The sequence below is a fragment of the Pseudomonas sp. R62 genome, from assembly GCF_000257605.1.
In the GTDB taxonomy this organism is placed as follows: domain Bacteria; phylum Pseudomonadota; class Gammaproteobacteria; order Pseudomonadales; family Pseudomonadaceae; genus Aquipseudomonas; species Aquipseudomonas atacamensis.
The window spans coordinates 3042191-3047341 of the sequence record NZ_JH635998.1; the positions used below are offsets into that span (position 1 = coordinate 3042191).

Consider the following 5151-nt stretch of genomic DNA (forward strand, 5'->3'; position numbering starts at 1 on the left):
CTTCGGCGCCGCGCCGCCCAACTATGCGCAGCAGGCAGCCCCGGCGGCCGGCAACAGCTTCCTCGGCGGCGCGCTGAAAACCGCCGCAGGCGTGGCCGGTGGTGTGATGTTGGCGCAGGGCATCAGCAGCCTGTTCCACCACAATCAGCAACCGGAAGAAATCGTCGAGGTCATCAAGGAAGAACCGGCGCAGGTCGCCGACCAGAGCAACAACGGCTGGGGCGATGATCAGCGCGTGGCGGACAACGGTTTTTCTGGCAATGACCAGGGCGGTTTCAGCGATGCCGATTACAGCAGCGACAACTCGTCGTTCTTCGATGACGACGACTCCTTTGTCTGACATAGCCTCTGAAGGCTGACATGTACACTGTGGCGAGGGGATTTATCCCCGCTGGGCTGCGCAGCAGCCCCGCTGTTCCTGATTGGAGCGAGGACTGCTGCGCAGCCCAACGGGGATGAATCCCCTCGCCACACTCACCACTCGTCAGCAGCACCTTTGCGCCTGTGGCCGATTATTCGCGGAACCCTCCTTCGGGCTGGCATACTGAGCGCCTTTTTCAGGCCTGATCGCCTGACCCCGCTTCGTGCGCTTGCGCGCTCACAGGAACTCCGGTGAAAAAAATCGCAGTGTTCGCCGATGTGCAGAACCTCTACTACACCGTGCGTCAGGCCTATGGTTGCCACTTCAACTACGCCGCATTGTGGGCCGACATCAGCAAGAACGGGCAGATCGTCGAGGCTTACGCCTACGCGATCGACCGTGGCGACAGCAAGCAGCAGCAGTTTCAGCAGATCCTGCGCAACCTCGGTTTCACCGTGAAGCTCAAGCCCTACATCCAGCGCAGCGACGGCTCGGCCAAGGGCGACTGGGATGTCGGCATTACCCTGGACATCATGGACGCCGCCGACCATGTCGACGAAGTGGTGCTGGCCTCCGGTGACGGCGATTTCGACATGCTGCTCGAACGCATCATCAACAAGCACGGCGTGCAAGCAGTCGCCTACGGCGTGCCCGGCCTCACCGCCAACTCGCTGATCCGCGCCGCCAGCCGTTACGTGCCGATCGAAGGCGCGCTGCTGTTAAAGAATTAAGCTCAAGAACTGATCTGTACGGAGTTGAACCCGGTTTGGAACGCATTGCAGTCATCGACTTTGAAACCACCGGCCTGTCGCCGAACAGCAGCTGCCGCGCCACGGAAATTGCCGTGGTGATGCTGGAAAACGGCCGCATCGTCGAGCGTTACCAGAGCCTGATGAACGCTGGGGTGCGCGTCCCCGCGTTCATCGAGCAACTGACCGGCATCAGCAACGCCATGCTGCGCGCCGCGCCGCCGGCCGAGCGGGTGATGGAAGAGGTCAACGAATTCGTCGGTTGTACGCCGCTGTTGGCGCACAACGCCTCGTTCGACCAGAAGTTCTGGGATTTCGAACTGGGGCGGATCAAACGCACACGCCTGCAGAATTTTGCCTGTTCACTGCTGCTGGCGCGGCGCCTGATGCCGGCGGCGCCGAATCACAAGCTCGGCACGCTCACCACTTTCGCGCAGCTACCGCATACCGGTCAGGCTCACCGGGCCATGGCCGACGCCGAGATGGCGGCCAATCTGATGGCGCATCTGGCGGAAGAGTTGCGGGGCAAGCATGGGGTGCGCGATCTATCGCATGATCTGTTGTGCAAACTGCAGAAAATCTCGGCGGGAAAAGTGTTCGAGTATCTGCAGCGACAATCCCCGCTATAGTCAATTTTCAATAATATTGCTCAACAAATCTTGTAATGAGAAAATTCAATAATGAAGATTTTTTGTGCTTGAATGGATGTGTCAATTCCAAGATACTCCGGTCACCAGCATCGGACCGCTGCTCGAAAATAGAGAGCTAATATGCTTACCAAACTCGAAGCTCATGGATTTAAGAATTTACTGGATTTCTCTGTGTCATTTGGCCCGTTTAATTGTATAGCGGGGCTAAATGGAGTTGGGAAATCAAATATATTTGATGCGATAAAATTTCTCTCTTTGTTGAGTGATAAAACTATTGTCGAGGCCGCTTTAGCTGTAAGAGACTCTGAGTCTACAGATCCGCTGGATGTTTTCTGGACCAACGGGGACTACCGTGTAGAGAGCTTAAAGCTAGCGGTGGAAATGATCGTTTCATTAGATATAGTTGATGATTTTGGCCGTAAAGCTCAAGCTACATCCACCTTTTTACGTTATGAAGTAGAAATTGCTAGGGATCCAGCGGAAGAGAAATCAGGATCTTTAGGTCTGTATCTTTCACGAGAAACTTTAGTGCACATTAATAAGGGGGAGGCGACGAACTCCTTGCATTTTCCTCTTAGTGTTTCGCAGTTTCGTGATCAGGTTGTCTTGAACAAACGTAAAGGCGCTGGATTCATATCCACTCAAAAAGTAGACGATGGAGTGGTGGAAATTCACCTTCATCAAGATGGCGGTAGCAGTGGGCAGCCACAAAAAATTCCAGCTAGATATATCCCTAAAACCGTTGTGGCAAACACCAATAGTGCAGTTTGGCCCACAATTCTTGCTGCTCGACGGGAAATGCAATCTTGGCGATTTCTTTCATTAGAGCCAAGTGCAATGCGCCGTTCTAACAAAATGCATGAGGACACAAGTGTAGGAGCTGATGGGGGGAAATTGGCTGCGGCTTTGTATAAGCTTTATCGTAAAGATCCGAATGTCTACTCGCGTATTGCCAGTAGGCTTTCAGAAATTGTTCCGACTTCAGATGTCAGGGTTGATGTTGATCAAGTGAGGCAACTGCTCACAGTTGAAGTTAAGGAGCGTTCTGGTGCGTTCTTGCCAGCCCGAGCTCTTTCAGATGGTACGCTGCGATTCATGGCATTATGCATCATGGCTGAAGATCCAGATTTCAAAGGGTTACTTTGTTTTGAGGAACCTGAAAATGGTATTCATCCAGCTAAAATGGGCGCTATGTTGTCGTTGCTGAAGGAACTTGCGGTCGATACAAATTATCCTGTAGGCGAGGATAATCCTATGCGCCAAATTTTGATTGCGACGCACTCTCCAGTTTTAGTTAAGCTAGAATCGCCCGATGATCTTATTTATGCGGATGTTGTAAAGGTTCGTGGCCCGGATGGGGTGCCTGCTTCAACTATTAGATGCAAAAGTTTGCGGGAAAGCTGGAGATTTAAGTCTGGTTCTGAATGCATTGATAAAGGGTCGATTATCGCCTATCTCGCCCTTCCGCCGGACAGTCAGATATCAATGGAATTTGACGAGTAATTTAAGGGACGCCATCTATGAAAATAAGGTTTATTCTAACGGGGGAAGGCTCATCCGATCTTCGCTTGGTTGAGCATATACAGACGATTCTGATTGGCGAGGGTTTTTCCGAAGTAAGTGGTGAAGTCCCGGATTTAGGTATGTTTTCGCCTCCTGTGGGTCGCTCAGTACAAGAGAAGCTTAGAGCGTTGATTAAATATTACCCTCATGTTGATTTGATCTTTGTTCATCGCGATGCTGATGGCGCCGGTTCTATCGTTCGAGAGCAGGAGATTGAAGCGGCGAGCGATGGGGTTTTTGATTTTTCTAGAATCGTACCAGTCATTCCAGTTACCATGCTCGAGACTTGGTTGTTGGCAGATGTTGAAGCAATTAAGTTGGTAGCTGGTAATTCGAGCTATCGTGGCGGTCTGGGTTGTATTCCCGCATTACGTCGGCTTGAATCTGTGCGTGATACTAAGCAGTTGTTGTTGGAGGCGCTTTGTGAGGCCAGTGAGACACAGGGCGTTCGTTTGGCTAAGTTTAAAAAACGGTTTTCAGAAATGCGCGCTAGGTTAACGATTGACTTAAATCCTGACGGGCCTGTCCGGGGTTTAGCGTCCTATCAAAGTTTTCGTCGAAAAATAACATCGGTGTCTCAGGGTATTCTCAATATTTAGCTTGGGTGGCGCTGCTTCACCTGACACAGTATGGAGCAGTTAATCGTTTTCATTGAGATGTTGTACCAGCCATTCCAACGGCACACGCTTTTCGACTGCGCTTGAAAGCACAATCGACGTCTTGCTGAACCCGAACTTCGCCACCCGATCGATCAACTCTTCCAGCTTCGGCATCGAGGCCACCGCCGCTTGCATGATCACGCACGGGTCGCCGGTGACCCGATGGCATTCGGTGATCTGCGGGATTTTGATCAGTTCATCGTAGGCCTTCTGGTTGCCGTGCTGGTTCAGGCGCAGTTCGATCACGCACTGGATCGGCAGGCCGATTTTCGCCATATCGATTTTTGCTTGATAACCGGTGATCACTCCGGCCGCTTCTAGTTTGGCCACGCGTTCGGCGACGGCGGGGGCTGAGAGGTTAATCTTGCGCGCCAGATCAGCGTAAGACGCGCGGCCGTTTTCCAGAAGTGCGCCGAGCAGCATGCGGTCGTATTTGTCCAAGGCGAACTCCTGAAATGGCCAGACTTTAGAAATCGCGGCTTAACTCGGCGATCTCCGTGTTTTCCAAAGTGTACCGGCGCTAAAAACAGGTTTTGTAACTTATTTTTGCTCTTGCGCCTTTCTAGAATAATCCATCCACCGAGCCTGACTGTCGAGCTGCCCATGCCTGCCTTGCGCCGTTTTTCCCTGCCGTTGATCGCTGCGTTTTTTGCGTTGTACGTGATCTGGGGGTCGACCTATCTGGTGATTCGCATTGGCGTCGAATACTGGCCGCCGCTGTTGCTGGCCGGGGTGCGCTTTGTCATTGCCGGCAGCTTGATGCATGCCTGGCTGCGCTGGCGCGGGGCTGCGGCGCCGACCTGGGCGCAGTGGAAAGCGGCGGGGCTGGTCGGCATTCTGCTGCTCAGTTTTGGTAATGGCGCGGTCAGCGTGGCCGAGCACACTGGTGTGGCTTCCGGCGTTGCCGCGCTGGCGGTGGCGACGGTGCCACTGTTCACCTTGTTGTTCGGCTACTTCTGGGGTGCGCGCAATACGCGGCTGGAGTGGGCCGGTGTCGCGTTGGGGATTATTGGCATCGCCATGCTCAACATGGGTTCCAACCTGCAATCGAGCCCGCTCGGTGCGATGTTGCTGATTTTCGCGGCGGCGAGCTGGGCGTTCGGCTCGGTGTGGAGCAAATACTTGCCGCTGCCACCGGGGGCGATGGCCAGCGCGGTGGAGATGCTGGT

The 5151-nt window shown here is 53.5% G+C and carries 7 protein-coding genes; 6 read left to right on the plus strand and 1 reads right to left on the minus strand.

The features are described from left to right. The 5 genes from OQK_RS14755 to OQK_RS14770 form a co-directional block, all read left to right on the plus strand. On the plus strand, window positions 1-340 hold a 340-nt coding region (locus tag OQK_RS14755; protein ID WP_016773063.1), incomplete at its 5' end, for a DUF2076 family protein. A 272-nt stretch (window positions 341-612) separates the two neighbouring features. Beyond that, a complete protein-coding gene (locus OQK_RS14760; RefSeq protein ID WP_016773064.1) occupies window positions 613-1092 on the plus strand; it encodes a LabA-like NYN domain-containing protein in 480 nt (159 codons plus the stop codon). A gap of 35 nt (window positions 1093-1127) precedes the next feature. Continuing rightward, window positions 1128-1739 (plus strand): 3'-5' exonuclease, encoded by a 612-nt coding sequence (locus OQK_RS14765; RefSeq protein WP_016773065.1) that lies wholly within the window; start codon window positions 1128-1130, stop codon window positions 1737-1739. 141 nt (window positions 1740-1880) lie between these two features. Continuing rightward, window positions 1881-3263, plus strand: coding sequence for an AAA family ATPase (locus OQK_RS29315; RefSeq protein WP_081489854.1), 1383 nt, complete (start codon window positions 1881-1883; stop codon window positions 3261-3263). A gap of 17 nt (window positions 3264-3280) precedes the next feature. Beyond that, window positions 3281-3922: a hypothetical protein gene (locus tag OQK_RS14770; RefSeq protein WP_016773067.1), complete on the plus strand. Its 642-nt coding sequence runs from the start codon at window positions 3281-3283 to the stop codon at window positions 3920-3922. 39 nt (window positions 3923-3961) lie between these two features. On the opposite strand, the gene OQK_RS14775 is transcribed toward OQK_RS14770, so the two are convergent. Continuing rightward, on the minus strand, window positions 3962-4423 hold the full coding sequence (locus OQK_RS14775; RefSeq protein WP_016773068.1) for an Lrp/AsnC family transcriptional regulator: 462 nt from the start codon (window positions 4421-4423) through the stop codon (window positions 3962-3964). Between the two features lie 162 nt (window positions 4424-4585). Between OQK_RS14775 and yedA the strand changes: the two genes are divergently transcribed. Then, window positions 4586-5151 (plus strand): drug/metabolite exporter YedA (yedA, locus tag OQK_RS31315; protein WP_038860966.1); only part of this gene is annotated, 566 nt, incomplete at its 3' end.